23 protein-coding genes and 4 pseudogenes are annotated in these 23,028 nt (G+C 71.1%); 12 read left to right on the plus strand and 15 right to left on the minus strand.

What is annotated here, in order from left to right:
- Positions 1-160 precede the first annotated feature (160 nt).
- Positions 161-802 carry a carbonic anhydrase gene (locus ACFY3C_RS41150; RefSeq protein ID WP_390774496.1) on the plus strand — a complete coding sequence of 214 codons (642 nt, stop codon included), beginning with the start codon at positions 161-163 and terminating at the stop codon, positions 800-802.
- A 335-nt stretch (positions 803-1,137) separates the two neighbouring features.
- On the opposite strand, the gene ACFY3C_RS41155 is transcribed toward ACFY3C_RS41150, so the two are convergent.
- The 5 genes from ACFY3C_RS41155 to ACFY3C_RS41175 all read right to left on the minus strand — a co-directional run bounded on the left by ACFY3C_RS41155 (position 1,138) and on the right by ACFY3C_RS41175 (position 5,789).
- The gene (locus tag ACFY3C_RS41155) at positions 1,138-2,115 is read right to left on the minus strand and encodes an L-threonylcarbamoyladenylate synthase (RefSeq protein ID WP_390774497.1); all 978 of its coding nucleotides are present in this window, start codon (positions 2,113-2,115) and stop codon (positions 1,138-1,140) included.
- A 100-nt stretch (positions 2,116-2,215) separates the two neighbouring features.
- Positions 2,216-2,338: a hypothetical protein gene (locus tag ACFY3C_RS41160; RefSeq protein WP_390774498.1), complete on the minus strand. Its 123-nt coding sequence runs from the start codon at positions 2,336-2,338 to the stop codon at positions 2,216-2,218.
- Between the two features lie 34 nt (positions 2,339-2,372).
- Positions 2,373-3,317 (minus strand): CU044_5270 family protein, encoded by a 945-nt coding sequence (locus ACFY3C_RS41165; RefSeq protein ID WP_390774499.1) that lies wholly within the window; start codon positions 3,315-3,317, stop codon positions 2,373-2,375.
- Positions 3,310-3,957, minus strand: a complete 648-nt coding sequence (locus ACFY3C_RS41170; RefSeq protein ID WP_390774500.1) for an RNA polymerase sigma factor — start codon at positions 3,955-3,957, stop codon at positions 3,310-3,312. Before ACFY3C_RS41170 ends, ACFY3C_RS41165 begins: the two co-directional genes overlap by 8 nt.
- Positions 3,958-4,073: 116 nt before the next feature.
- The gene (locus tag ACFY3C_RS41175) at positions 4,074-5,789 is read right to left on the minus strand and encodes a protein kinase (protein ID WP_390774501.1); all 1,716 of its coding nucleotides are present in this window, start codon (positions 5,787-5,789) and stop codon (positions 4,074-4,076) included.
- A gap of 211 nt (positions 5,790-6,000) precedes the next feature.
- On the opposite strand from ACFY3C_RS41175, the gene ACFY3C_RS41180 reads away from it, so the two are divergent.
- Positions 6,001-6,723, plus strand: coding sequence for an FAD binding domain-containing protein (locus ACFY3C_RS41180; protein ID WP_390774502.1), 723 nt, complete (start codon positions 6,001-6,003; stop codon positions 6,721-6,723).
- Here ACFY3C_RS41180 and ACFY3C_RS41185 read toward each other — a convergent pair.
- Positions 6,717-7,295, minus strand: a complete 579-nt coding sequence (locus ACFY3C_RS41185; RefSeq protein ID WP_386579920.1) for a TetR/AcrR family transcriptional regulator — start codon at positions 7,293-7,295, stop codon at positions 6,717-6,719. The two genes, ACFY3C_RS41180 and ACFY3C_RS41185, sit on opposite strands and share 7 nt — an antisense overlap.
- A gap of 88 nt (positions 7,296-7,383) precedes the next feature.
- Between ACFY3C_RS41185 and ACFY3C_RS41190 the strand changes: the two genes are divergently transcribed.
- On the plus strand, positions 7,384-8,175 hold the full coding sequence (locus tag ACFY3C_RS41190; protein ID WP_390774503.1) for an SDR family NAD(P)-dependent oxidoreductase: 792 nt from the start codon (positions 7,384-7,386) through the stop codon (positions 8,173-8,175).
- A gap of 150 nt (positions 8,176-8,325) precedes the next feature.
- Here the strand turns inward: ACFY3C_RS41190 and ACFY3C_RS41195 are convergent, their stop codons facing one another.
- Positions 8,326-8,535 (minus strand): DUF4287 domain-containing protein, encoded by a 210-nt coding sequence (locus ACFY3C_RS41195; RefSeq protein ID WP_390774531.1) that lies wholly within the window; start codon positions 8,533-8,535, stop codon positions 8,326-8,328.
- 65 nt (positions 8,536-8,600) lie between these two features.
- The gene (locus tag ACFY3C_RS41200) at positions 8,601-9,086 is read right to left on the minus strand and encodes a DUF998 domain-containing protein (RefSeq protein WP_390774504.1); all 486 of its coding nucleotides are present in this window, start codon (positions 9,084-9,086) and stop codon (positions 8,601-8,603) included.
- Here ACFY3C_RS41200 and ACFY3C_RS41205 point away from each other — a divergent pair.
- A pseudogene (locus ACFY3C_RS41205) lies at positions 9,031-9,465 on the plus strand (alpha/beta fold hydrolase); the annotation flags it as partial. The gene ACFY3C_RS41200 and the pseudogene ACFY3C_RS41205 overlap by 56 nt on opposite strands.
- Here ACFY3C_RS41205 and ACFY3C_RS41210 read toward each other — a convergent pair.
- Positions 9,394-9,672 (minus strand): annotated as a pseudogene (locus ACFY3C_RS41210) (formate dehydrogenase); the annotation flags it as partial. The pseudogenes ACFY3C_RS41205 and ACFY3C_RS41210 sit on opposite strands and share 72 nt — an antisense overlap.
- 133 nt (positions 9,673-9,805) lie before the next feature.
- Between ACFY3C_RS41210 and ACFY3C_RS41215 the strand changes: the two are divergent.
- Positions 9,806-10,285 (plus strand): GreA/GreB family elongation factor, encoded by a 480-nt coding sequence (locus ACFY3C_RS41215; protein ID WP_390774505.1) that lies wholly within the window; start codon positions 9,806-9,808, stop codon positions 10,283-10,285.
- Between the two features lie 19 nt (positions 10,286-10,304).
- Here ACFY3C_RS41215 and ACFY3C_RS41220 read toward each other — a convergent pair whose 3' ends face one another.
- Together ACFY3C_RS41220 and ACFY3C_RS41225 are read right to left on the minus strand one after the other, a co-directional pair.
- Positions 10,305-11,273, minus strand: coding sequence for a Dyp-type peroxidase (locus tag ACFY3C_RS41220; RefSeq protein ID WP_386579914.1), 969 nt, complete (start codon positions 11,271-11,273; stop codon positions 10,305-10,307).
- Between the two features lie 34 nt (positions 11,274-11,307).
- Complete coding sequence (locus ACFY3C_RS41225) at positions 11,308-11,940, minus strand: DUF1345 domain-containing protein (RefSeq protein ID WP_390774506.1); 633 nt, start codon at positions 11,938-11,940, stop codon at positions 11,308-11,310.
- 150 nt (positions 11,941-12,090) lie between these two features.
- Here ACFY3C_RS41225 and ACFY3C_RS41230 point away from each other — a divergent pair, with 150 nt between their 5' ends.
- From ACFY3C_RS41230 to ACFY3C_RS41240, 3 genes and pseudogenes are all read left to right on the plus strand, one after another.
- A complete protein-coding gene (locus ACFY3C_RS41230) occupies positions 12,091-12,483 on the plus strand; it encodes a hypothetical protein (protein WP_390774507.1) in 393 nt (130 codons plus the stop codon).
- Between the two features lie 578 nt (positions 12,484-13,061).
- Positions 13,062-13,796, plus strand: a pseudogene (locus ACFY3C_RS41235) (aquaporin).
- Between the two features lie 158 nt (positions 13,797-13,954).
- Positions 13,955-14,902 carry a RimK family alpha-L-glutamate ligase gene (locus ACFY3C_RS41240; protein WP_390774508.1) on the plus strand — a complete coding sequence of 316 codons (948 nt, stop codon included), beginning with the start codon at positions 13,955-13,957 and terminating at the stop codon, positions 14,900-14,902.
- Between the two features lie 62 nt (positions 14,903-14,964).
- On the opposite strand, the gene ACFY3C_RS41245 is transcribed toward ACFY3C_RS41240, so the two are convergent.
- The gene (locus tag ACFY3C_RS41245; protein ID WP_390774509.1) at positions 14,965-16,458 is read right to left on the minus strand and encodes a long-chain fatty acid--CoA ligase; all 1,494 of its coding nucleotides are present in this window, start codon (positions 16,456-16,458) and stop codon (positions 14,965-14,967) included.
- A 148-nt stretch (positions 16,459-16,606) separates the two neighbouring features.
- On the opposite strand from ACFY3C_RS41245, the gene ACFY3C_RS41250 reads away from it, so the two are divergent.
- Together ACFY3C_RS41250 and ACFY3C_RS41255 are read left to right on the plus strand one after the other, a co-directional pair.
- Complete coding sequence (locus tag ACFY3C_RS41250) at positions 16,607-17,791, plus strand: PucR family transcriptional regulator (RefSeq protein WP_386579904.1); 1,185 nt, start codon at positions 16,607-16,609, stop codon at positions 17,789-17,791.
- A 143-nt stretch (positions 17,792-17,934) separates the two neighbouring features.
- A complete protein-coding gene (locus tag ACFY3C_RS41255) occupies positions 17,935-18,090 on the plus strand; it encodes a DUF6131 family protein (RefSeq protein ID WP_386579902.1) in 156 nt (51 codons plus the stop codon).
- A 54-nt stretch (positions 18,091-18,144) separates the two neighbouring features.
- Here ACFY3C_RS41255 and ACFY3C_RS41260 read toward each other — a convergent pair whose 3' ends face one another.
- From ACFY3C_RS41260 to ACFY3C_RS41270, 3 genes are all read right to left on the minus strand, one after another.
- Positions 18,145-18,432 carry a DUF1905 domain-containing protein gene (locus ACFY3C_RS41260; RefSeq protein ID WP_386579901.1) on the minus strand — a complete coding sequence of 96 codons (288 nt, stop codon included), beginning with the start codon at positions 18,430-18,432 and terminating at the stop codon, positions 18,145-18,147.
- Between the two features lie 162 nt (positions 18,433-18,594).
- Positions 18,595-20,298, minus strand: a complete 1,704-nt coding sequence (locus ACFY3C_RS41265; protein WP_390774510.1) for a sigma-70 family RNA polymerase sigma factor — start codon at positions 20,296-20,298, stop codon at positions 18,595-18,597.
- Between the two features lie 171 nt (positions 20,299-20,469).
- Positions 20,470-21,255, minus strand: a complete 786-nt coding sequence (locus ACFY3C_RS41270) for an SDR family NAD(P)-dependent oxidoreductase (RefSeq protein ID WP_390774511.1) — start codon at positions 21,253-21,255, stop codon at positions 20,470-20,472.
- 88 nt (positions 21,256-21,343) lie between these two features.
- Between ACFY3C_RS41270 and ACFY3C_RS41275 the strand changes: the two are divergent.
- Both ACFY3C_RS41275 and ACFY3C_RS41280 read left to right on the plus strand, forming a co-directional pair.
- Positions 21,344-22,192 (plus strand): annotated as a pseudogene (locus ACFY3C_RS41275) (helix-turn-helix transcriptional regulator).
- Positions 22,193-22,360: 168 nt separating this feature from the next.
- Complete coding sequence (locus tag ACFY3C_RS41280) at positions 22,361-22,909, plus strand: GNAT family N-acetyltransferase (protein ID WP_386579894.1); 549 nt, start codon at positions 22,361-22,363, stop codon at positions 22,907-22,909.
- Positions 22,910-23,028: the final 119 nt, after the last annotated feature.

Raw genomic sequence — 23,028 nt, forward strand, 5'->3', positions numbered from 1 at the left:
TACGGGGCGGGGCAGCACCGTCGCACGCTGAGGTCCCGCACCGAGACCGCCCTCGCCCGGCGCCTGGGGGTGACGACAAGGCCGTCAGCGTGCCCCGATCCTGCGAGTTCCGGCGGGACCAGGCGGTGCGAAGGCTCGTGCCCGCTCGTAGGCTGCCGCCATGACCGAGATCCAGAACCCGACGCCCCGCGACGCCTTCGAGCTGCTCATGGCCGGTAACCAGCGCTTCGTCTCAGGCACCCCCGAGCACCCAAACCAGGACGCCATACGCCGCACCGAGATCGCACCGTCCCAGCAACCCTTCGCCGTGCTGTTCGGGTGCTCCGACTCCCGGCTGGCCGCCGAGATCATCTTCGACCGCGGCCTGGGCGACCTGTTCGTGGTGCGCACCGCGGGGCATGTCGCCGGTGCAGAAGTCCTCGGTTCCATCGAGTACGGCGTGAGCGTGCTCGACGCCCCGCTCGTCGTCGTACTCGGCCACGACTCGTGCGGGGCCATCGCAGCCGCCCGGGCCGCAGCCGACGGTGGCAGGGTGCCCGGCGGCTTCGTCCGTGACGTTGTCGAACGGGTGACCCCGAGCGTGCTGGCAGCCCGCGCCGCCGGACGCGACCAGGCCGAAGAGATCCTGGCCGAGCACATCGAGCACACCGTGGACCTGCTGCTCGAACGCTCCCGCGCCCTGGCCGAGCGGGTGGCCGCCGGCCGCCTCGGTGTGGTGGGGCTGTCCTACCGGCTGGCCGACGGCAGTGCACGGCTCGTCGCCTCTCGCGGCCTTGATGCGGCGGTCCCTGCCGCGTCCTGACCATCCCGGCCGTGGCTGCCCCTACGTGATTTGCCCCGGTCGGAGGAGACCCGTATACGTGGATGCGGAACCCACCGGGTTCACCGCTCGATCACCCCCGAAGGGCACCACCCGATGGCTCACGGAGCCGACCACGCGCCCAGCACCGCCCCCCGCGCCGACCTGGCGCGGGCCGCGGACTGCGAGGTGTGCCGGGGATGGGGAACGGTCGTCACCGACGACGGGCGGCACGAGCTGTGCCCGGCCTGCCAGACCGGCGGAAGCTCAGCCGAATCCGCCACGAATCCGCCAGGTCCCCGCACCCGGGAGCAGTAAGGGCAGGGCGTCGGCGCTGGTCACACGGTGGTCCGGGGCCCCGCGGCGCGGCGGAGCCGGTTGGCGATCGCCAGTCCCAGCCCCTCCTCCGCCGGTAGTGACGCGACGATGAGGTCGCACCCTTGCTGGTCGAGCTCGCGCAGGAACCCGTACAGCCCGCGCGCGTAGGCGGCCATCGAACCGGGGACCTGCACCACCGCGTGCGCCTTCACCTCAGCGTCGGCGAAGGACGCAGGAAGAAAGACGCCCACCCGGTGCCCCAGCTCCTGCGCCAGCTCCGCCTCGGCGACGACCTTCTCCGGCTCGACCAGGACGACCCGCGCCCGCGGCGCGTAGTGCGACGGATGCTGGCCCGGCACCCGGACCCGGCTGGTCGCAGGGACCGCGAGCAGGCACCCCAGCACCGCTTCGAGGTCCTCGCGCGTCACCCCGCCGGGCCGCAGGATGGTCGGGATCTCGCCGGTGGCGTCGACGATGGTCGACTCGACACCGACCTCGCAGGGGCCACCGTCCAGCACGAAGTCGACGGCGTCGCCGAGCTCGGCACGGACGTCGTCCGCGGTCGTGGGGCTCACCGAGCCGAAGCGGTTGGCGGACGGGGCCGTGACACCACCACCGAAGGCCGACAGCAGCGCGAGTGCCACGGGGTGGTCGGGCACGCGCACGGCCACCGTCTCCAAGCCACCGGTCGCTTCCAGGGGCACCCGGCGACCACGCCGCAGGACCAGCGTGAGTGGCCCCGGCCAGAAGCGTTCGGCCAGCAGGCGGGCCGTCGCGGGTACCTCCTGAACCCAGTCGTCCAGCTGCTCCGCGCCGCCGATGTGGACGATCAGCGGGTGCGAGGACGGGCGTCCCTTGACCTGGAAGATGCGCGAGACGGCGGCGGGGTCCTCCGCGTTGGCGCCCAGACCGTAGACGGTCTCGGTCGGGAGAGCCACCAGGCCCCCGGCGCGCAGCACTCCGGCCGCCTTCTCGATGTCACTCGTTCTTGCCGTCACCCTCGCAATCCTAGGTGCGTCAAGGCCCGGCGACGGTCTTGATCAATCTCAGCACCAACCACGGGTCCATTGATCCCCGGGGCCGTTCAAGATCAACTGCTTAGCGCTGATGGCTGTTCCGCTGTTCCCCGAGGCCGTACCAGCGCAGCAGCTCCGCACCGGTGAGGTCGGCCGTCAGCGGCGGCCTGGGCTCGGCGGCTGTCGCACTGGTCTTCTCGTTCATGGCCGTCACTCTGCCGGACTGCTCCTACGGATGCTCAGCCGTGCTGTCCGATGCGGTCGACCACCTGAATGTCCTGCAGAATCCTGGTCTCGTAGTACCAGTTGGCCTGCTTCCACTCGCCGTGCACCTTCTTCGGGCTGCTCCCCTTGGTCCGCAGGCCCAAATAGTCGTAGGTTTTACGATCGAAGAGGAAGGTCCACGCCGTCTTGGGGTACGAGACTCCGACGGCGGTCCGGCCCGCCACGTCCACCTCGTCGTAGTCCAGGCGGATCCGGGGAAGCTTCGCCAGCGCTTCGAAGGCGGCGGCCTGCAAGCCCGGGGGCATCACACGCGGTCCCATGAGCAGCATGCATCCGTTGAAGAACGCGTACATGTCGTTGTGGGGTGTGCTCGGTTGGCTCCCCCTGAACTGGGCGAGGAGTTTGTCGGGGTCCGTCGGCATGGTCTCCAGCTTGGAGTAGACGGTGGGAGGCCAGCGCACCTCGTGCTTGCCGAGCGGCGGATCGTGGTGGATCTTCCCGTGCTCCTGGCGCAGGGACGGCTTGGAACCGTCCACCGACATCCAGCTCTCGTCGGTCCACGTCCTGGTCCTGCCGCCCTTGACCGGCGTCCGCGTGATGTAGGTCCTGGTGTAGAAGTACTGGTCGTTGCGCGGCACCGGCAGGTCGTTGCCCGCGGCACGTGACCTGTCAGCGGCCTTCTGCAGCACCTCGGTTGCGCTGATCGCACCCAGACGGGGCTTGTCGTCGTCCTTGGCGTCGTCGGCCACCACGACCGTGACGCCCACCGCCGCCGCGGTCACGCCGACGAGCGCGGTACGGAAGACGAGTCGTCGGCTCAGTGCATGTCCACGGGATGCGCCGCTGCGGGACTCCTCGACCATCGCGGCTCCGAGGCGGGCCCGGGCGGCGACGCGGGCGTCGTCGGACAGGGCGTGCCGGTCGGCTTCCCATCCGCGCACCATCGTCAGTTCATCCATGATCCGTCTCCTTCTGAGGCGCGGTCGAGGTGGTGAGATCCGGTGCGCCCAGTGCCCGACGCAGCTTGGTGCGGGCCCTGTGCAGGCGGGAGCGCACGGTGCCGACGGGCACGCCCAGGGCCTGCGCGGCCTCCGTGTAGTCGAGTTCTCCCCAGGCGATCACCAGCAGCACGTCCCGGTACCGGGCGGGCAGTGCGGCGAGAGCGCCGGCCAGGGTGCCGTGCGTCCCGCCGGTGCTGAGCTTCTCGGTGATCCCGTCCTCGGGGCCTTCGTGCTCCCGGTCCGCGGACAGTGACGCCATGCGCGACAGTGCCCGCAGTCGGCGTGCCTCGTCCCTGCGGTGACGCCCGATCAGGTTGGTCGCTATCCCGTACAACCAGGGCCGAGCGTGCGCCTGCGACAGGTCGTAGCGCCGACGACGCTGGAACGCGATCACGAACGTCTCCGCCATCAGGTCGTCGGCGGTGTCGGAGCCCAGACGTCGTGCGATGTAGCGGTGGATGTCGTCGGCGTAGCGGTCGAAGATCAGGGCGAACGCGTCGGGCGTCCGCCAGGACCGTTCGATCACCGAGCCGTCGGAGTCACCGACCCCGTCCGTTGCCGTGGCGAGTGCGGCAGCGGTGCCCGGCAGGAGCGTCACGCCTCACCTCTGTGGTTCATGTCGTATCCCTCGAAAGCCGTGTCGTCGTCACCTCCTGTTCGCCGATGCCGTCTCTCGAGTTCCACCCTGCCAAGTGACCTGCCTCACATACCGCGTCAGTCCTGGTTGGGCATGACGCTGGTGACCTTGCCCTGGGTGTTCGCCTGGAGGTAACCGGTCTGGCCATAGGCGTTGGTGAGGTAGACGGACATTCCGGCAGGGTCGCCGAAGGCGTTGCCCGGAAGAATCACCGTCAGGTAGCGGGTCGTGACGTGATCGACCTTCAGTTTCCGCTCGGCTTCGGCCAGCAGGGCAGGGACCTTGTCCCAGTCGAAGTCGTCCAGGCTGACGGGCTTCTCCTCGCCGCTGAGCGTGTCGCTGATGATGCCCTTCTGGACGCCCTGGCCGGGGCGATAGGTGTAAGAGTCCTTCTTGGTGTCGCTGCCCTTCACCATCAGGTCGGCGGAGACGTATTCCGGATACACGACGAAGGACCCGAACCGGGTCCGTCCGGTCTGCTGCTTGAACGCGCTGATGGCGGTGCGGATGCCGGCCGGAGTCAGCATGTTCTCCTTCGCGCTCGCCGTCGCGCCGGTCGACTCCTTCGCCGACGGCGTGACGTCCGTGGCGGTCGAGCCGCCGCCCGACGGCGACTTGCTGGTGGAGTTGCCGGACGCGGAGGAACCGGATGCCTTCGAGTCTCCGTCGGGAAGCCCCGCCCAGACGAGAACCCCTGCGAGCGCCACCCCGGCGACCGGCAGGCCCACTACCTTCCAGCGCCTGCCACGGTTCGGCCGTACCGGGACGGTGGGAGACGCCGGACGCGCGTCCTGCGGGCCCTGGAACGTCGTCGGGGCCGCAGGAGCGGCGTACGGCCCCCCGGACGTCGCGGGCGCGGGGCCGAAGCCCGTGGGTGCCGTGGCCGGTCCGGGAACGTACGGTGCCGACGGGGGATGCAGTTGGTAGGAGGTGGGCGACTCGGGCTCGCGGGCGACGTCGGCCAGCATCCGGTCGAGTTGCTCGGCATCGGGCCTCGCCGCGGGGTCCCGCACGAGGACCCGCGTCAGGGCGTCCTGCAGCGGACCGGCGTTGACCGGCGGCGGGATCTCCTCGCTGAGGACGGCTGCCAGGGTGGCGAGTGTCGTGCCGCGGCGCAGCGGGTGGTGGCCCTCCACGGCCGTGTAGAGCATCATCGCCAGCGACCACAGGTCCGAGGCGGGACCGCCGTCCTTGCCGGAGACGCGTTCGGGCGCCATGTAGTCGGGGGTGCCGATGACCGACCCGGTGGCCGTGAGGGAGGTCGCCTCGCGGATCGCCGCGATGCCGAAGTCCGTCAGCACCGGACGCCCGTCGGGACGCAGCAGGACGTTGGCCGGTTTCACGTCGCGGTGCTGGATGCCCGCCTGGTGTGCGGCGCGCAGCGCGGCCAGCACCTCACGTCCGATCCGTGCCGCTTCCTGGGGGGACATCGGTCCGCGGGCCAGGCGGTCGGCCAGGGAGCCGCCGGTGACGAGTTCCATGACGATCCAGGGGTAGGTACCCGGACCTCCGTCGACCACATGATGGATGGTCACCACATTGGGGTGATCGATACGCGCCAGCGCGCGTGCTTCCCGCAGGACCCGCTCGCGCAGCATCCCGGCGGCTTCCGGGTCGTACTCGGCGAGGTCGGGATCGGGCGGCCGGACCTCCTTGACGGCCACGCTCCGATGCAGCACCAGGTCCGTCGCGCGCCAGACCATGCCCATACCGCCACCGCCGAGCCGTGCTTCCAGCTCGAACCGCCCGTCGACAACCCGTCTACCGCTGTTGTCGCTGCCCTCACCGTTCATGCGCGCGAGCTTAGCGGGAGCTTGGATGCCGTCTGCGCCGCAGGGCTCCGGTCCCCGATGCCCGTGCAGTGGGGGATTCGACGACGCCCGGCATGCTCGTGTGAGCCCTGTGTGCGCCCCACTTCGTGCGACGAGAATGCGCCATGCCTGTGGGCGGGTGACCGGTTCACGGCCCCGCTGCTCAACTACCCAGAAAGGCAGGTCGGCTGCGATGCTGTTGCGACTGCCCAGCTCCGTCTCCGAGGCGCGGGAGTGTCTGGCCGAGGGGGCCGTGCCGATCGGCGGGGCGACGCTGCTGTGGGCCGACTGGCAGCGGGACGGGTTCCCCGAACTGGCCATGTCGCTGCGCAGCCTCCCGGAGGCCAACGTCATCGGGCGCGAGGCGCTGGGCGCCGCCGTGGTGCTGAACCGGATCGACGACCGGGTCCCGGACGTCATACGCCTGGCCGCCGCCTCGGTGGGGACCGGCGCCGTACGCCGGACGGCGACGGTCGGCGGCAACCTCGTGGGCAGCACGCTGCGTTGCCTGCTGCCGGCGGCCCTCGTCCTGGACGCACGGGCCTCGGTGCTGGGACCCGAGGGTGTGCAGGAGATCGACCTGGCCGAGGCGACGGCCAAGCGTCCGCTGCTGCTGAGCATCCACTGGCGTGAGCCCGTCGCCACCGCCTACCGCAAACTGCCGGCCGAAGCGGGCGGAGCGCCGCCGCTCGTCGTCGCCACGGCACTGCACGCCGACGCCGGCGGGCGAAAGCTCCTCCGTGTCGCCGTGCGCGACGGCTACGACGTGGTCAGCGGCAGCGCCACGGGCGACACCGGCAGCGAGGACGCGATAGGCGCGCTGCGCCGGACAGCGCTGGGTGATCTCCCGTCCGCCGCATGGGACATCATCGGCGAGCAGGCCACGCAACTGCTGCGGCCTGCCGCCGGTCACTGAGCGGGCGGACAGCCTCGGGCGAGCAGCAGGAGGGCGTCGACCAGGTCCTCGGCGGGGCTGCCGGTGGCCAGACGCCGCAGTTGCAGCCCCATCACCACCGCGACCGTGGTGGCCGCCAGGCGTTCCGCGTCCGGCACACCCAGAGCGGTGAGGATCTGGGTGGCGAGCCGGTCGTACGCGCGGAACGCCTCAGCCGCCGCCTCACGCAGCCGCTCGTCGCGCCCGGCCTGGATGTACAGCTCGAACGGCGCGAGATGGGCGCTGTCCAGTGCCGTGCCGCACGCGACCTGCCCGGCCAGGGATGCCGCATCCTCGATGTCGATGCCCTCGGTCTGGCACTGGTCGGCCAGCTCGGTGAAGTACCGGGCCTCCTCGCGTACGAAGTGCAGCAGGCTCTCCCGCAGCAGATCGTGCTGGGTTTCGAAGTGGTAGGTGACCGAGCCGAGTGACACTCCGGCTTCCTTGGCGATCCGCCGGTTGGTGACCGCCGCGACCCCGCCCTCGCCGATGATCTGCAGGACGGCTGTGATGATGCGCTGGCGCGTCGTGGCGGCGGGAGCGTCGTTCGGCATGCCCTGCATTCTTCCATCCGCGTTCGGGTGGACAGTCCCTCACGCCCTCTCTATTGTTCGTTCGAACGAACAGTACGGGAGGGTAGTCGTGCACATTGCTGGGACAACTGTTCTGCTGACCGGGGTCACGGGCGGCATCGGCGGCGCGATCGCCGCCGAGATGGCCGCTCGTGGCGCGGACCTCATACTCACCGGCCGACGGCGCGAGGCGCTTGAGCCCCTCGCCGAACGCTACGGCGCGCGCACGATCCTGGCCGATCTCGGTGACGCCGACGATGTGGTGCGCCTCGCCGAGGAAGCCGCCGGGACCGACATCCTCATCGCCAACGCCGCCCTGCCCTCCAGCGGTGACGTGCTCGACTACACGCCGGAGCAGATCGACCGGGCGCTCGCGGTGAACCTGCGCGCGCCCGCGATGCTCGCGCGGTTGCTGGCTCCCGCCATGGCGACCGCCGGACGCGGGCACATCTGCTTCGTCGGGTCGCTGTCGGGGATGGCTGCCACCAAGTCGTCGTCCATGTACACCGCGACGAAGTTCGGGCTCCGCGGCTTCTCGCTGGCCTTCCGCCAGGATCTGCACGGCACGGGCGTCGGTGTCTCGATCGTCCAGCCGGGCTTCGTACGCGAGCTGGGGATGTTCGCGAACACGGGCTCGCCGACGCCCGGCGGGGTGCGGACCGTCGCGCCGGAGCAGGTCGTCAAGGGCGTGACGCGGGCGATCGAGCGCGATGTCGCCGAAGTCAACGTGGCGCCGCTCGAGTTGAAGTTCCTCACCAAGATCGCCTCGCAGTTCCCGGGCTTCGCGGAGCGCGTGCAGCGGCTGGCCGGGGCCGAGCAGACCGTCGACACGATCGTGGCGTCCCAGAAGTCGAGCCGCTGAGCCTTTGAGGGTGCCGCCCGCTCAAGTCGAGCACATCCGCCACTTCGGCGAGTACTCCACCCACGAACTCGGCATCCGGCCCTCTGGATTGAGGGCCGGGAGCTGGGTGGTCGCCGTCTTGGGCGTTGACGGCGTGCGTCGGGTCGCGGCTCACCTGCCGTTGTCGGCCAGCGCGTGCGCGACCAGTGCGTTGGCGTGACCGTGGCCCAGGCCGTGCTCGGCCTTGAGCCAGGCGACGAGTTCCATGTGCTTGGTCAGCGGTGCGGTGCGGATGAGGTTCCGCCACTCCTCTACGGGGCGGCCATACTTCTTCTCGATCGCGGGGAAGTAACTGGCGGGGCCCTTTACCGGTGCGGTCATGCCGCAGTCTCCTGTCGGTCGGTGATGGGTGCTGGTGAGCTTCTGCGAGCGGCGGAGCAGGGCTGCTACTGCCGCGCGGGGGAGGTCAGGCGGGCGGTGACGGCGCTGAGCCCGAGCAGGCCGAGTCCTGCCCCGGTGGTGAAGGCTGCCACTGTGGTGGCGGAGGCGGTGGATCCGGCGAGGACTCCCACCGGAATGAGGCGGGCGAAGGGTGCCCATCCGCGCTGCCGGCGGGTGGCGAAGTGCCGGGCGAGTACGAAGAACGCGGCGCACAGCGCGAGGTAGTCGACCGTGCCGCTGAGCATGCGGACGGTACCGTGTGCGCTCAGTGAGGTGACCCGGTCCTCGGGGGCGCCGGCGGGGAACCCGGCCCCCGGGTCCGCGGGGAAGACCCCGGCGAGCAGGAACGAGGCACCGAACGTGCCGAGCAGCCGGGGTGCCCAGGTGCCGCCGGGTACATCGCGCAGCGCTTGGCGTATCGCGATCGCGCCGCCGATGACCAGCAGGCCGGTGAGGAGAAAGGTCGCCGGACACGCCGGCGAATGGGACACCCTCGCTCGGGCCCTGAGCCCGGGCTACCGGCTTGTCACCGTCCACCAGCGCGGTCACGGCGCCGGCGAGCGCCGTCCGCACGAGGTGAGCCGTGCCGCGTACGCCGCCGACGTCGTCGCCGTCCTCGAACAGCTCGACCTGCACCGGCCCGTCCTGGCGGGGCAGTCCCTGGGTGGTCACACCGCCATGCTCACCGCCGCAGCACACCCCCACCTCGTACGCGCACTCGTCCTGATCGAAGCCGGCCCCGGCGGCCCCAACCCGAATGTGCAGGCTGCGATGGGCGGGTGGCTCGACGCGTGGCCGATCGAAGGCGTCGGGCCGGCGGATCGGGACGTAGTGGTCCGACTCGGGGTCGTAGACCATCCGCTCGGTCAGCCGTCCCTGGTCCTCCAGGTCGAAGTCGCTCCAGCCGGACAGCTCCGTGACCGAGTGCGCGGCGAAGAAGTCGCGGTCGACCCGCTTGCCGGTCATCTACCGGGTGGCGTGTTTGATGCCGTTCTCGCAGATGTCCGGGTGGAGCCCTTTCGTGTCGTCGGGCCACGCGCACCCCGGGCAGTCGAACCCGTCTCCCTCGTGGTTCATCCGCACAGGAGGCCGACGGTCATCGCTCTCCTCGGGCCATGCCGGGGGATCATCCGCAGCACCTCGACTAGCATGACCGAAACATCACATTTGAGGCCACTTTATCCCTCTCCCCCACGCCCCAGGAGCACGCATGACCAGCGAACCCGAGCCGATCAGTGAGGCCGCCCGTCAGGCGCTCGAAAAGGAACTCGCCGAAGTCCGCGCGGAACGCTCATCGGTCGCGGCGACTCTGCGCGACGGTGACACGACCGGCGACCGCGCCGACGAGGCCGACCAGTTGCGGCGCGCCGATGAACTGGATCGCCTGGACGCCCGCATCTCCGAGATCACCACGCGGCTGCGGCAGGCAGCCGACGCGGGCCGGCCCTCCACCGATGTGGTCGGGGTCGGCAGCACGGTCACCGTGCGATTCGAGGACGGCACCGAGGACACGTTCCAGATCGGCGCGCTGGCGGACGTGGTGGACCCCACGCTGATCACGGCCGACAGTCCCCTGGGGCAGGCGCTCCTCGGCCGCCGGGCCGGAGACTCGGTGAGCTACCGCGCGCCGGAGGGCCAGCTGACCGCGGTGGTGGTGTCCCTCGGCGGGGCACCCGACGGACAGGGCTGATCCGGAGTCGGATTCGGGCTCAGCCGGGTGCGGCGGGCGGGTCGTCGAGGAACGTGACGGTCGGTACGTGGAACAGGCACCCGGTCATCGCGGTCGAGTAGTCGAGGATGCGGTCGTGCGCGGCTCGGCCGTCGCCGAGGAACATGTGCCTCAGCATCTGTTCGGTGACGTCCGGCGTACGGGCGTACCCGATGAAGTACGTGCCGAACTCGCCCTCGGCGAGGTTGCCGAACGGCATGTTCTCGCGCACGATCTTGCGCTCGTCGCCGTGCTCGTCGGTGATGGTGTTGAGCGCCACGTGGGAGTCGGCGGGCTTGATGTCGTCGGGAAGTTCGACGTTGGCGAGCTTCGTCCGCCCGATGGCCTTCTCCTGATCGTCCGAGGACAGGGCGTTCCACGCCGTCATGTCGTGCAGGTACTTCTGCACGATCACATAGCTGCCCCCGGTGAAGTCGGGGTCCTCGTCGCCGACGAACACCTCGTCGGCCGCGACGTGCCCTTCGGCGTTCTCGCTTCCGTCAACGAACCCGAGCAGGTCGCGCTCGTCGAAGTACTTGAAGGCCTGGACCTCGTCCACCACCGTGACCGCGCCGCTCAGCCGCTCCAGGATCAGCCGGCCCAGTTCGAAACACAGGTCCATGCGGCGAGCTCGCACATGGAAGAGGAGGTCCCCCGGGGTGGCCGGGGCGCGGTGGCGGACGCCGCGCAGTTCCACGAACGGGTGCAGTTCCCGTGGGCGCGGTCCGGTGAAGAGCCGGTCCCAGGCCTCCGATCCGATGCCGACGACACAGGTGAGCCGGTCGTCGGGTGCGCGGAAGGCGACCGAGCGGCGCAGGCCCGAGACGTCCTGCAGCAGGTCGCGGACCGCCTCCTCGCGGCCCGGCACGATCGTTACCACGAGGAAGACGGTGGCTCTGGCCGGTTCGACGATCACTGCCTGCGACTCGGGCACGAACCGGCCTCCTCCTGAGATGGTCCCTCGTCCCATCCTGCTGCGTTCGGCGCGAAACCGCGCGAGGACGTCAGCCGGTGACGAGTCCCGCGACGAGGTTGATGGCGGTGGCGAGAATGCTGGTGCCGAAGACGTACGACAGGAGCGTGTGCCGCAGCACGATCACACGGATGGCCGCACTCGAGACGGAGGTGTCGGACACCTGGTAGGTCATGCCGAGGTTGTAGCTGAAGTAGAAGAAGTCGCGGTACGCGGGCCGCTGGTCGGAGTTGAAGTCGATCCCGCCCTCGGCGGTGTAGTAGACGTAGGCGTAGCGGGTGGCGTACATCAGGTGCAGTGCGGCCCAGGCCATGAACACCCCGAACAGCGCGAGCGCGGCGCCGACATGGCCGGTGTCGGAGGAGCCGAGCAGGAGCAGCAGCAGGATCGCGACCAGTCCGCACGAAGCGACCGCCACGACCGCGAGTTCCTCGCCGAGGGGCCGGATGTCCTCACGTCGGGCGTTGCGGTGGGTGGCGGCGGCATCCATGGGCCACAGCACCGCCCAGCCCGCCACCACGAAGGCCAGCTCCGTCGCGGCGATCGCGGCCAGCGCACCCAGCAGCGCCCTGGCCGACAGCCCGACGACCGCGCCGGCCACGGCTCCGAGCGCCACCGAACCGGCCAGCCGGGGCACGGCGTCCAGCGGCAACCAGCTGCTCATGCGCCACCAGGGTAGTTCCGTCCCCGTCGGCCGGCCCGCCGGAGCGCGCCGCCTCGAGCAGGCGCGAGCGGTCCGGGCCGCATGGTTTGCGCCGACTCTCCCTTCCCGTGCGCGGGCACGGCCGGCGGAGCTCGGTCGCCGACGCGGGGCGTGCGCCCCCCACGCGGCGCGCAGACCCTGCACGAGGTAGACGGAGCGCTCCCGTTCGCCGGGCGAGCCGCCCTGGCCATGGGCCTGGTCGCAGTGCCGATCGTGGCGGCGGGTCGGCCCGATCTCGCGGTCTACGCCATGCGGGGGTCCTGCACCACCACGTTCGGCCGCAATCTGCCCTACGCCCGGCGCGCCCGGGTCCTCGCGGTGGTGGCCGTGGCCGTGACGGCGTGCGTGGGCTGTGGGTCGGCGCTCGCGGTGTGGGCCCACCCCGGGGCGTCGGCGACCGGTGCCGCCGTGGTGGCGGTGGCGGTCGCGACGGCCCTTACGTCTGCGAAGCCACCCGGCTCGGCGTGCTCGGCACGGTGCTGCTCCTGTTCTCGTTCGCGATGACGGCCGGAGCCGCGCTCGCGTGGCTGTTGGCGGTCGCCAGCCGTTTCGTCCATCCCGAGCGACCGCAGCGCCTGGCCGTGGCCATGGCCCTGCGCCGACTCGCCGAGGCGCTGGAGGCGTTCGCGTCGGGGGACGTTCAGCGGCAGACCCGGCACGGAGCCACCGTTGCCGTCCTGCACGCGTACCAGTCCCTCGACCCTCCGCCGCCGGCCCGAACTCGGAGCGCCGGGTCCGACCCCGACGAGGTGTCCCTGCGCCTGACCGACCTGTCCTGGACCCCGCTGATCGGCTCCGCCCGGTGTGCGCCCGGCGCCCCCGCGCCACGACGGCCGCGCACCTGCGCCGGCAGGCCACCCTCCTCACCGACCGGCGCCGCCGAACTCGCGGCCACGGAGAAGCGCGCCTACGTTCTGCTCGACCGGCTGCGCCACCACCGCCAGGGCGCTGCGCCGGCCGTGTCGTCGAGCACCGTGCAACCGACGAGAAATGCCGGGCAAGATGGGATTTTCCTCCACTGTCCGCGGGCTCGGGTGCACGCTCAGACTGCCTCCCATGACCCATCAAGCGCCGTGCACCGCATGACCCGTTCCCTCGTCCGCCGCGTCGCCGCCGAGGCCGTCGGGACCGGGCTGCTCGTGGTCGTGGCCGTCGGTTCCGGGATCCAGGCCACCCGGCTGTCGCAGGACGCCGGTGTGCGGTTGCCGGCCTGTTCGCTGGCCGCCGTCTTCGGGCTGGGCGTGCTCATCACGCTGCTGGGGCCGGTGTCCGGCGGGCATCTCAACCCCGCTGTCACGCTGTCCGCCTGATACGCCGGCCGCCGCCGTAGCACCGGACCGACCCTGCGGGAGGTCGCCGCGTACATACCGGCACAGGTGGCCGGGGCGATCGGCGGCGCGATCCTGGCCGACGCCTGTTCGCGAAGCCACTGGTGAGGCTCTCGACCCACGAGCGGTCCGCCGGACACCTGTGGTTGGGCGAAGTCGTCGCCACCGCCGGGCTGATCCTGCTCGTCCTCGGCCTGCAACGCAGCGGCCGTGCCCGGCTGGTACCGGCCGCGGTGGCCGCCTACATCGGGTCCGCGTACTGGTTCACCTCCTCGACCGCCTTTGCCAACCCGGCACTGACCATCTCGGCCGTGTCGTCACCGACACGGCCGCCGGGATCGCCCTCGCCTCCGTGGTCCCGGTCGTCGCGGCCCAACTGCTCGGGGCCGGCTCGGTATGGGCACCGCGACGGCGCTGTTCGGCCAGTCCAGGGGCGCGGGAGACGGCGCCGTCGCCCCGGCCGGACGGACAGAGCCCGCCTCGCTGTGATGCGCCTGCTCGGCCGACGAGGAGCAGGGCGCCTGACATGGCGTCAGAGATGCGCTCCGCCTGCCGCGTTCCACGGTCCGTGACACCACGATCACGCAACTGCGAGACTGGCCACGTCGACGGCCCGCGGGCGCGGGTGGCGAAGGTGAGGAGTCGGAGTGGTCGTACAGCACCGTGCTCTGCCGGCGGTTCCGGCACCCGCCGATGTGTGGTTGCTGGTGCGGCAGCGACCGGCTGTGCTGCGCCGGTCCACTCGCGAACTGGCGGCAGCGCTGGCCGATGCCCACGGCCCTCGCTTCGCGGTCTGGCACACCGACGAGCTGCTCTTCGGCGTCCAGGGCGGGCGGTTGGTGCTGCGTACCCTGGGCGGCGCGGACCTGCCCGCTCCTGAGGTGGTGTGCGTACGCCAGGTCGCCGGCCCCATGCACAGCGACCGCGAGGTGACCTTGCTACGGCACCTGGAGCGCATGGGCAGCACCCTCGTCAACACGGTCGCCGCCCAGCTCAAGTGCCGTAACAAAGTGTGGCAGTTGCAGGAGCTGGCCCTGGCCGGGCTGCCGGTGCCCGACACCGTCTCCTACGCCACCGCTCCGCTCGAAGGCGTCGTGCGCAGTCCCCGGCTGAGGACGCCGTGCGTGGTGAAGTCCGTCAACGGCGCCAAGGGCGGGCAGGTCTTCCTCGCCCCCGACCCGCACCTGCTTCGCGAGGTGGCCGGCAGTCTCACCCAGGAGGCGCCGTTTCTCTTCCAGGAGCATGTGGCCCACTCGCACGGCCGTTCCCTGCGCGTGGTCGTGGTCGACGGCGAACCGGTGGGCGCCGTCCTGCACACCTCCCGCAACGGCACCCTCGCCTCCAACATGGCCAAGGGCGGCTCCGCCACGCTGTGCGCCGGCCGCTATCCGCAGGCGGAAAAGCTGGCGGTGCGCGCGGTCCGCGCCCTGGGCCTGGACATCGCCGGGGTGGATCTGCTGTTCACCACCGAGGACGCCTACACCATCTGCGAGGTGAACGCCGTACCGGGCTGGCGCCCGGAGATGACCGCGATCACCCCCGCCATCGCGGCCTGCATCGCCGATCGCCTGTCCACGCGCGGCTGCGCAGGCTGATTCCCAAGCTGGGTGCCCAGCTTGGGAATCAGCCCCTGAACCGGTCGGCTCACACGGCGCGCTCAGTGCACCGGAGCCGAGATCTCCCGCTTCAGGATCTTGCCGCTCGGGCCCATGGGCAGTGCGTCCACCAGCCACACCTGGCGGGGATACTTGTAGGCCGCCACCCGATCCCGCACGTACTCCTGGAGTTCCCCGGGGCTCGCCTCGGCTCCCGGGCGCAGGACGACCGCTGCCGCTATCTCCTCGCCGAGCCGTTCGTCGGGCACGCCGAGGACGGCGGCGAGGGCGACGGCGGGGTGCTCGTGCAGGACCTCCTCGATCTCGCGCGGGTAGACGTTGTAGCCGCCGCGGATGATGAGGTCCTTCTTGCGGTCGACGATGTACAGGTAGCCGTCCTCGTCCTGTCGGGCCAGGTCGCCGGTGCGCAGCCAGCCGTCGGGGATGGCGGCGGCGGTCTCCTCGGGGCGGTTCCAGTAGCCCTTCATCAGGTTCGGTCCGCGCACCGCGAGTTCGCCGACCTCGCCCGGGTTCACGTCCCGGCCGTCGTCGTCCACCAGCCGCACCTCGACGTCCTGGATGGGGGTCCCGATGGATCCGGCCTTGCGCGGGCGGTCGGGGTGGTTGAAGGAGACGACGGGGCTGGTCTCGGACATGCCGAAGCCTTCCAGCACCATGCAGCCGAAGCGCCGCTCGAAGCCGTGCAGGATCTCCACCGGCAGGGATGCGCCGCCCGAGATGCACAGGCGCAGGGTGGACACGTCGGCCTCGTCGGCGCCCGGGTGCTGGAGCAGCGCCGCGTACATGGTGGGCACACCCTCGAAGACGGTCGCGCGGTGACGGGCGACGGCGTCGAGCACGGTCTGCGGATCGAACCGGGGAACGAGGATGAGCGCGGCGCCACTGTGCACGGCGACGTTCATCGTGCAGGTCTGCCCGAAGATGTGGAACAGCGGCAGACAGCCCACGATGACGTCGTCGGGGGTCATCTGCTGCACGTTGACGACGTTGACCTCGGTGTTGTGGCGAAGACCCGCATGGGTGAGTGCCGCGCCCTTGGGACGCCCCGTGGTGCCGGAGGTGTAGAGCAGCACGGCGATGTCGTCGCCGGCGACGGTGGCGATCTCGTACTGCGGCTCCAGCCGTGCCAGCTCGGCGGCGAAGGCGGCGGGTTCGACCGACATGTGGCGCACGGAGGCCGCGGCCGCGCCCTGGGCGCCCTCACCGGGTGCCCGGTGCCACTCGAAGAGCAGCACGGCGCCGGAGTCGCGCAGGTGGTACTCGGTCTCCCGGGCCTTGAGCAGCGGGTTCATCGGTACGACGATGCCGCCGGCGCGCAGGATGCCGTAGTACAGGGCGACGAACTCGGGCACGTTCGGCAGCATCAGCGCGACCCGGTCGCCGGGGCGCAGTCCCTCGGTGCGCAGCAGGGCGGCGGCCTGGGCGCTCAGCCTGTCCAGCTCGGCGTAGGTGGTGGTCGCCGTCCCCAGCCGCAGGGCGGCGCTCTCGGGATGCCGGCCCGCCGTCTCCGCCAGGAATTCCGCCAGATTGGCCATGATGCCTCCTCGCACGCATGCTCGCCGGGTCCCCGCCGGCGCTCACGGCATCGTGGCGTCCGTGTCCGGAAGCGTCCATGGCCAGACGGACAGCTCACGCGGCCTGGGATTGTTCCGGGGAACAAAGACCAGGCCGTACGCTGCAGGAATGAGTCTCTCGGACGTGAGTGCCGCCCTACTGGGACGGCTGCCGGAACTGGGTGAGCGGATGGCGCGGCGCATCTGCGCCGAGGTGGAGTCCTACGCCGACGAGTCGCTGATCCCCTTCGCGTCGCTGCGGGAGTCCTGCACGGCCAACGCCGACCAGTTGCTGGGGCGTTTCGCGCTCGCAGCGGAACCCGATGCGCGGCCCGCGGAGCAGACCGGTCGGCTCCGCGCCGAGCAGGGAGTGCCGCTCGCGGACACGCTGCACGCCTATCGGATCGGGTTCGAGTTTCTCTGGTCGCAGATGGTCGACGAGGCGCAGCGGCATCCGGATGTCACGGACGCCCAGCTGGTGGCGGGTTCGTCGGAGATCTGGGCGCAGTTCGGCCGTTATGCGGAGGCTGTCGCGGCGGCCTACCGGGAGGCCAGTGCCGAGTTGGCGCTCCAGCGCGAGGCGCGCCGATCGGCGCTGGTCGAGGCGCTGTTCACGGGCGCGCTCGCGGACCGGACGACCCTGTGGGAGACGGCACGGCAACTCGGTCTGCCCGAGCGGGGGCCCTACGCGGTCGTGGCCGCCTCCGTGCCGGATCCGGGCGGGGAGCCCCTGCCCGGTATCGAGGCGGCCCTGCGCCAGACCGGTGTGCAGTCGGCGTGGCGGCTGCTGCCGGGCGAGCAGATCGGGCTGCTCTCGTTGGCTCATCCCGACGCCGAGACGGTGAGCCGTAGGGCGCTGCGGCACCGTCCGGCACGGGTGGGGGTCAGCCCCCGGTTCGACTCGCTGCGCGACACACCGCAGGCGCTGCGCTTCGCCCGGCTGGCGCTGGCCGGGCTGCCGGGCGACGGGCCGGGCGTGGCCCGCTTCGACGACAGTCCGCTCGCCATGCTGGTCGCCGCCGCGCCTGCCGAGGCGGCGCGCCTGGTCGAGGTCGTCCTGGGTCCGGTCCTGGAACTGCCCGCGCCCGAGCGGACACGGCTCCTGGAGACGCTCGGGCACTGGTTCACGGCGGGAGGCGTCGCCGCAGAGACGGCGAACCGGCTCTTCATCCACCCGAACACGGTGCGCTATCGACTCCGGCGGATAGAGAAACTGACGGGCCGTTCGCTCTCCGACCCCGCCGCCCTCGTCGACCTCGGCACCGCCCTGCACGCGCTGCGACTCGTTCCGCGGTCGGACAGCAGCCGCCACTGAAAGTGCCGGGTCAGCGCGTTCGGTTACGGCGCCAATTCAGCAATTCAGCAGCTCGAAGATTCCTGGGCCACACATGGGTTTATCCGGAATTTCGGGGCACTCGCAGAGGTGGAAAACCTTCCGATACCGGCAGGAGGCGCATCATGCTTGTCCTCGGAATCATCCTGCTCATCGTCGGCTTCTTCACCGGCATCTCGATCCTGTGGACCATCGGCATCATTCTCGTGGTGGTCGGCGCGGTTCTGTGGATCATGGGCTCGATGGGCCATGCAGTCGCGGGCCGACGACATTATTGGTGAACGCCGACACTGCCGGGAAGGCGGTCTCCGGCGTCCGAAAGGCGGCATCGGGCGCTAGAGGCGCACCGACATCTCCACCGTCACGTCGTCACCCTCGGTAAGCCCCTGTGGCTTGCGCACGGCGTTCTTGAGCGGAAGCAGGTAGGAGCCGTCCTTCGGGAAGAGCGACGTCGTGAAGGTGACCTCGCCGATGCGGGCCTCGACCGGAATCACGCCCCAGCCGTAGGTGGCCATCGCGGCCACCTCGCGGATGTCGGCGGACTCCTCGTCCGGCACGGCGACGAAGTAGTAGGGCGACGGCCCACGCCATTCGATCACGCGCCCGGCGAAGGTGAGGTCCATCAGATCGGTCCCGTTGCTAGGAGTGGGCAGGTCGCGCTCAGCGTACCTGCGCCTCCCTGGCCTCAAGGTTGCTTGGATTCGCCTCAGTTGGACCGTGGGGAGGGGCACGTGCCGGTGCGGCAGCGGTACTCCGCTCGGACGACCCTCCCCCTTCGCCCGGTGTCAGAGCTTGGCACCGAAGTCCTGTGTCCACCAAGGGCCACCGGAACCCTTGTGGACGCCCACGCCGATCTCCTTGAACGAGCAGTTGAGGATGTTGGCACGGTGGCCGGGGCTGTTCATCCAGGAGTCCATCACGGACTGCGGGGTCTGCTGGCCCTTCGCGATGTTCTCCCCGTACGTGGACCAGCGGTAGCCCGCGGCGGTGATGCGCTGACCGGGGTCGGCGCCGTCCGGGTTGGTGTGGTCGAAGAAGTTGCGGGCGGCCATGTCGTCGGAGTGGGCCTGCGCGGCCTTCTCCAGTTGCGCGTTCTCGGTGAGCGGTCCGCAGCCGGCGGCCGCGCGCTCCTTGTTCACCAGCGCGACCACCTGCGCCACATCGCCCGTGGGGGCGGGCTGCGCCTGCGGGGTGCTGGGCGTGCTCTGCGGGGGTCGGGTGGACTGCCGGGGAGTCGGCGTGGGCTTCTTCGCCGGGTGGGGCTTCTTGGACGCCTTCTTCGAGGTCGACGGGGACGGCGACGGGGAGGCCGAGGCCGAGGTCTCGACGACGCGGGGTGCGGAGAGGTCCACCACGGGATCGCCGGCGGCGCGCGCGGCGGTCGCCCCTTCGTTCCCCGACCCGGAGTCCGTCCCGAAGTACCAGAGGCCGCCACCCGCGACGCAGGCCGCCACGACGGCGCCGCCGACGGCCCGGCGCCGGATACGCCGACGCCGCCGGACCTCGCCCCGGGAAGCCGACCGGCCGCGTGCAGCGCGGCGACCGCCCGCCGGGCCCGCTGCCGCGTGGTCCGTGGACGCGTCCGGCCGGGACGTCGAGCCGCGACCGTCCGCCGGGCCCGCTGCCGCGTGGTCCGTGGACGCGTGGTCCGTGGACGCGTCCAGCCGGGACGCCGAGCCGGCCAGTCCCATCTCGCCCGCGGCGGGGCCCATCTTCGCCAGCAGCGCGGTCGACACCGAGACCAGCCCCAGGCCGGCCAGCAGCCCCTCGGCGGGCATCAACCCGCTCCACAGACCGGAGCAGTGCACGCAGCCGCGGGCGTGCCGGGCTATTCGCTTGCGCCACAGTGCGGAGGGCCGGCCGTCCCAGGAGGCCAGCACGCCCTGCAGCTCCGCGCACGGTGGTTGCGCGTCCAGCGCCCGGACCACCACGCGGGCCGCCTCCAGCTGCGCCTTCATCCGCTGTACGCGGACCGCGGTGTGCTGGGGCGACAGCTCCAGGGCCGCCGCGACCTCGCCGCGGGTCAGCTCACCGGCGCACTCCAGCCACCACAGCGACAACAGTCCCCGGTCGTCCGGCTCCAGCCAGCGGGTGGCGCGCGCGGTCTCCAGGCGCTGGCCGGACAGCTGCAGCTGAACCATCGTCAGATCCACGAAGTCCGCGCCCGGATCCGCGAGTTTCTCGGCCTCCTCGACGGCTCCCGAAGCGAACTGCCGGTCCTGCCAGTGCGCCCGGACCTGGTTCATCGCGATGGCCACGAGCCAGGAGCGGAAGCTCTCGGGAGTACGCAGACCACCCAGCGAGTCGAGGGCGCGGAGCATGGTCTCCTGCACCACGTCGTCGACGTCGACCGACCCGTTCAAAGCACGCCCCACGATGTTGTAGACCAACGGGAGGTAGGTGCTGACCAGGGCGTCCTGGGCCGCCGCGTCACCCGCCCGGGCAGCGGTCACCAGTGCCGCCGACGCCACCGCGTGCTCTGTACTCATCAATCGCTTCCCTGTCCTCGAATGCCGAACGGTGCTGTCCGATACCTGGGAGACCGCCCGGCGAGCCCCCGATAACAGTTCTTCGGAGATTCGTTCGACGAGAGGTTGGCCGCATCGGCCCGTCGGCCGCAATGGGGGAGATCACACCCGGCGCGGACCCGGCGGTTCCGCTCAGGCCCGCGCCCCGCCGTCGACGCGGAGGACCGTACCGGTCACGAAGGAGGAGCGGTCGCTGAGGAGCCAGGCGGCGGCCTGGGCGATCTCGTCGGGGTCGGCGGCGCGGCGCAGCGGGGTCTGTGCCCTGATCCGGTCGAGGACTCCGGGCGATTCGGCCTCCCAGGAGCGGATCATCTCGGTCAGCGTGCCGCCCGGGGCGATCGCGTTGACTCGGATGCCCTCCGGGCCGTACGTGACGGCGGCCGACTCGGTGAGGCTGTTGACGGCCCGCTTCATCGCGCCGTAGACGGGCAGTTCGGGGTTGCCGCGCAGGCTGCCGATGGACGAGTTGTTGACGATGGCCCCTGTTCCTGCGGTGGCCCGGATGGCGGCGATCTCCGCGACCATGGCCACCCAGACACTTTTGAGGTTCACGGTGCAGACGTGGTCGAAGTCGGCCTCCGGGAGCTGGTCCATGGGGCCGGGCCACTGGATGGTCGCGCCGTTGTTGAAGGCGATGTCGAGGCGGCCGTACCGGTCCACGACGCGGTCCACGGCCGCGCGCACACCGGCCGCCTCGGCCAGATCGCAGAGCACGTAGTCCGCGCTGCCGCCCGCCGCCCGGATCTCCTCGGTCACCGCCTTGAGCTGTGCCTCCGTCCGGGCCGCGAGCATCACCTCGGCGCCCTCCCGGGCGAACAGGCGGGCCGCGGCGGCGCCGATGCCGCGCCCGGCACCGGTGATGAAGGCGACCTTGCCGGCCAGCAGACCCATGGGAGTGGTGGTGGATGTGTTGTTCATGGCAGCGAGCCTGCATCGGTCCCGGAAGCCGATCCAGGCACCGGCTGTACCTGGATCGGCTCCCCGGACCCCCGCGCACACTGAGGACGTGGACAGACGAGAACTGGCGGCATTCCTGCGCAGCAGGCGCGAGCGGATCACCCCTGCCGAGGTGGGGCTGCCCACCGGGCCGCGCCGCCGCACCCCGGGGCTGCGCCGCGAGGAGGTGGCGCAACTGGCGTTCATCTCGACCGAGTACTACACACGGCTGGAGCAGGCGCGCGGCCAGCACCTCGCGCGAGGTGCTGGCCGGGCTGGCCCGGGCACTGCGTCTGTCGGACCCGGAACGCGTCCACCTCCACCACCTCGCCGGCGCCCCTCCGGGCCCGCCGCCCGGGCCCCCGCGCGAGGTGCGCCAGAGCATCCTCGACCTGCTGCACCGGCTGCCGCAGGCCGCCGCGATCGTGACGTCCGCGACCTTCGAGGTGCTCGCCTGGAACGATCTGGCGGCCGCCCTCATGGAGGACTTCTCCGCCCTGCCGCGGCGCGAGCGCAACCTCGTCCGCCGGGCCTTCCTCGGACCGAGCCCCCACGGGCGGCGGTTGTACGGGGTGTCCGACGCGGACGCGTTCGCCCGCGCCTCGGCGCAGCGCCTGCGCGCAGCCGCCGCCCGCTATCCCGACGACCCCGAGCTGACCGGCCTGATCGAAGAACTGCTTGCCGGCAGCGAGGAGTTCGCCCGGCTGTGGGCCTCCCATGACGTGTCCGCCGAGCCCACGCTGTGCAAGACGTTCCAGCACCCGGTGGTCGGCCCGGTGACCGTCAACTGCGACGTCCTCCACATCACCGACCGGGACCAGCAGGTCGTCATCTACACCGCCGCCCCGGCTCCCCGTCCGAGGAGGCGCTGCGGCTGCTGTCGGTCATCGGCACCCAGCGCATGGACGCCTTCCACTGAACGGCGTCAGGCCGTGGCGTCAGAGGCTTCGGCACGGTCCGGCAGAGCCCTCAGCAGCCGGTCGTGCCGTGCGGGCGGTACACGGCACCTTCGCTGCCACCAGCGTGCACGACCTGCATGTGGCCGTCTTTCGGATCACTCCCACGGGCGTGCGATAGGTTGCCCGCCATGACTGGACTCGGACCCGTCGCCTGGCCACCTACCCCGATACGGACGGAACGCCTCGTACTCCGGGAGTCCGAGGCCCGAGACCGTGCGGCGTTCATCGAGCTGTTCGCCTCGCCTGAGGTGGGCACCTACATCGGTGGCCCTCAACCGCGTGATGAGCTCGAACGCGCGGTGCCTGAGGTGCCCGGACGGCGCCCTGGCCTTTTCGTGATCGATCTCGACGGAGCGATGATCGGCATGATCACGCTCGATCGGCGCGAGGCAGAACGTCCGGGTCACGTCCGTCCGGATGGCGGGGAGGCCGAACTGGGTTACATGTTCCTGCCGGAGGCGTGGGGACGCGGGTACGCCGCCGAGGCGTGCGCGGCGGCACTCGCCTGGTTCGCCGACGCGCGTCCCGGCGAGCCGGTGGTGCTCTGCACCCAGAACGCCAACGACCGCGCGATGCGCCTCGCGGCGAAGCTGGGGTTCACCGAGGTGGAGCGGTTCGAGGAGTACGGCGCCGAGCAGTGGTTCGGCGTGTGGTCGTCGGTCACGCCGTCAGGTTGAGCCAGGCCGCTTCTTTCGGAACCACCGCCCACCCCGCTTCGGTTGTGGGTGCCCACAAGGAAATAGTAGCCATGTACATAGTAGTCATGTACAGTATTTCTGCGTGAGTTCAGCAGTAC

The organism is Streptomyces sp. NPDC001410 (assembly GCF_042895235.1).
Classification (GTDB): Bacteria; Actinomycetota; Actinomycetes; order Streptomycetales; family Streptomycetaceae; genus Streptomyces.

Bases quoted from the DNA above. Each gene is read 5' to 3' on its own strand.
- ACFY3C_RS41150 (WP_390774496.1), top strand. From the start codon at position 161: ATGACCGAGATCCAGAACCCGACGCCCCGCGACGCCTTCGAGCTGCTC.
- ACFY3C_RS41160 (WP_390774498.1), bottom strand. From the start codon at position 2,338: ATGAACGAGAAGACCAGTGCGACAGCCGCCGAGCCCAGGCCGCCGCTG.
- ACFY3C_RS41165 (WP_390774499.1), bottom strand. From the start codon at position 3,317: ATGGATGAACTGACGATGGTGCGCGGATGGGAAGCCGACCGGCACGCC.
- ACFY3C_RS41175 (WP_390774501.1), bottom strand. From the start codon at position 5,789: ATGAACGGTGAGGGCAGCGACAACAGCGGTAGACGGGTTGTCGACGGG.
- ACFY3C_RS41180 (WP_390774502.1), top strand. From the start codon at position 6,001: ATGCTGTTGCGACTGCCCAGCTCCGTCTCCGAGGCGCGGGAGTGTCTG.
- ACFY3C_RS41185 (WP_386579920.1), bottom strand. From the start codon at position 7,295: ATGCCGAACGACGCTCCCGCCGCCACGACGCGCCAGCGCATCATCACA.
- ACFY3C_RS41195 (WP_390774531.1), bottom strand. From the start codon at position 8,535: ATGACCGCACCGGTAAAGGGCCCCGCCAGTTACTTCCCCGCGATCGAG.
- ACFY3C_RS41215 (WP_390774505.1), top strand. From the start codon at position 9,806: ATGACCAGCGAACCCGAGCCGATCAGTGAGGCCGCCCGTCAGGCGCTC.
- ACFY3C_RS41220 (WP_386579914.1), bottom strand. From the start codon at position 11,273: ATGGGACGAGGGACCATCTCAGGAGGAGGCCGGTTCGTGCCCGAGTCG.
- ACFY3C_RS41225 (WP_390774506.1), bottom strand. From the start codon at position 11,940: ATGAGCAGCTGGTTGCCGCTGGACGCCGTGCCCCGGCTGGCCGGTTCG.
- ACFY3C_RS41245 (WP_390774509.1), bottom strand. From the start codon at position 16,458: ATGGCCAATCTGGCGGAATTCCTGGCGGAGACGGCGGGCCGGCATCCC.
- ACFY3C_RS41250 (WP_386579904.1), top strand. From the start codon at position 16,607: ATGAGTCTCTCGGACGTGAGTGCCGCCCTACTGGGACGGCTGCCGGAA.
- ACFY3C_RS41255 (WP_386579902.1), top strand. From the start codon at position 17,935: ATGCTTGTCCTCGGAATCATCCTGCTCATCGTCGGCTTCTTCACCGGC.
- ACFY3C_RS41260 (WP_386579901.1), bottom strand. From the start codon at position 18,432: ATGGACCTCACCTTCGCCGGGCGCGTGATCGAATGGCGTGGGCCGTCG.
- ACFY3C_RS41265 (WP_390774510.1), bottom strand. From the start codon at position 20,298: ATGAGTACAGAGCACGCGGTGGCGTCGGCGGCACTGGTGACCGCTGCC.
- ACFY3C_RS41270 (WP_390774511.1), bottom strand. From the start codon at position 21,255: ATGAACAACACATCCACCACCACTCCCATGGGTCTGCTGGCCGGCAAG.
- ACFY3C_RS41280 (WP_386579894.1), top strand. From the start codon at position 22,361: ATGACTGGACTCGGACCCGTCGCCTGGCCACCTACCCCGATACGGACG.